This window comes from Corallococcus sp. AB011P (genome assembly GCF_003611605.1).
Taxonomy (GTDB): domain Bacteria; phylum Myxococcota; class Myxococcia; order Myxococcales; family Myxococcaceae; genus Corallococcus; species Corallococcus coralloides.
Map to the genome: position 1 here is coordinate 1 of NZ_RAVX01000060.1, position 1,851 is coordinate 1,851.

At 69.6% G+C, this 1,851-nt stretch carries 1 protein-coding gene; it reads right to left on the minus strand.

The window, feature by feature from the left end; genetic code table 11:
* On the minus strand, positions 1-1,813 hold a 1,813-nt coding region (locus D7X30_RS41310; RefSeq protein WP_233592127.1), incomplete at its 3' end, for a condensation domain-containing protein.
* Between the last annotated feature and the right edge of the window lie 38 nt (positions 1,814-1,851).

The following is a 1,851-nucleotide window of genomic DNA, read 5'->3' on the forward strand; positions in this document are numbered from 1 at the left end:
GGGCCATCTGCTCGAAGAGGGCGGCGGTGAGCCACAGTGACGTCACGCGGTGGTGACGCAGTTGGGCGGCCAGTTCCTCCAGGGAGAGGGAGTGCGGCGGCGCGAGGACGAGCTTCGCGCCGTGCAGGAGCGCGCCCCAGATTTCGAGCGTGGACGCGTCGAAGGCGACGGGTGCGAACTGCAGCCAGACTTCGTCGGCCCCGAAGCGCATGAAGGTGCTGCCGAGCACGAGGCGGGTGATTCCCCGGTGCGGCACGCAGACGCCCTTGGGACGGCCGGTGCTGCCGGAGGTGAACATGACGTAGGCGAGGGCATCACCGTCCACGCGGGCATCCAGCGCATGCGTGGGCCGCGAGGCAATCTGCGCGGACTGGGCATCCAACCAGACGCGGGTGCCGGAGGCGGGGAGCAACGAAGCGAAGGGCTGGTGCGTGACCACCACGTCTACGTCCGCGTCCTCCAGCAGCATCGCGATGCGGTCCACGGGTGCGTTGCGGTCCACGGGGACGAAGGCCGCGCCCACCTTGAGGATGGCAAGGAGAGCGGTCACCAGCTCGAAGGAGCGCTCGACGGCGAGGCCCACTCGCGCACCGGGGGCGATGCCCAGGGCCCGCAGGTGATGGGCCAGCTGGTTCGCGTGCGCGTCCAGCTGTGCATACGTCAGCGTCGCGTCGCCCAGAACCAGGGCCACCGCGTCGGGCGTGCGCTGGGCCTGCCGGGCGAAGTGGGCGTGGACGGGAACCTCCGTCGGGCTGGTGACGGTGGTGTCGTTCCAGTCCACGAGGATGCGCTGGCGCTCCTCGCTGGAGAGGAGCGGCAGGTGGGCCATGGCCTGCTCGGGCTTCGCGGCCACTGCCTCCAGCAGCGTGCGCAGGTGGGCGGCCATCCGCTCCACGGTGCTCTGCTTGAAGAGGGCGGTGCTGTACTCCAGCGTGCCTCGCAGCCCTTCGGACGTCTCCGTGAAGAAGACGCTCACGTCGAACTTCGACGACGAGTGGGTGGTCTCCAGCCTTCGCAGCCGGAGGTCCGGCAGCCGCACGTCCTCCGTGGGCACGTTCTGGAGCGCGAGCAGCGTCTGGAAGAGAGGCGTGTGGCTGAGGCTGCGCGTCGGCTGGAGGACTTCCACCAGCTTCTCGAAGGGCACCTCCTGGTGCTCGTAGGCCTCCAGCACCGTGGCGCGCACCTGCTGGAGCAGCGAGCGGAAGGACTGGTCCGTCTCCACCTTCGCGCGCAGGACGAGCGTGTTGACGAAGAAGCCGATGAGCCCCTCCGTCTCCGCGCGCGTGCGGCCGGCGATGGGCGAGCCCACGCTGAGGTCCTGCTGCCCCGTGTAGCGCGCAAGCAGGCCCTGCCAGCCCGCGAGCAGCACCATGAAGAGCGAGCCGCCTTCACGGTGAGCCAGGTTCCGGAGGGCTTCCGTCAGCTCACGTGACAGGGTGAAGCCGAGGGTTGCGCCCGCGGTGCTCCGGACGGCCGGGCGTGGGAAGTCGGTGGGCAGCTCCAGCACGGCTGGAGCGCCGGAGAGCTTCGCTTCCCAGTAGGCCATTTCCTGCCGCAGCGTCTCGCCCGCGAGCGTCCGACGCTGCCAGTCTGCATAGTCTGCGTACTGCACCGGCAGCGCAGGCAGAGGCGACGGCTGGCTGGCGGAGAAGGCCGCGTAGAGAGCCGAGACTTCCCGCACCAGCACTCCCAGCGACCAGCCGTCGGAGACGATGTGGTGCATCGTGACGACGAGCACGTGCTCGTGTTCTGCCAGCTTGAAGAGCAGCGTGCGGAGGAGCGGCCCCGTGCGCAGGTCGAAGGGCCGGCGCATCTCCTGTTCCACCTGGCTCCGCGCTTCGAACTCTCGCT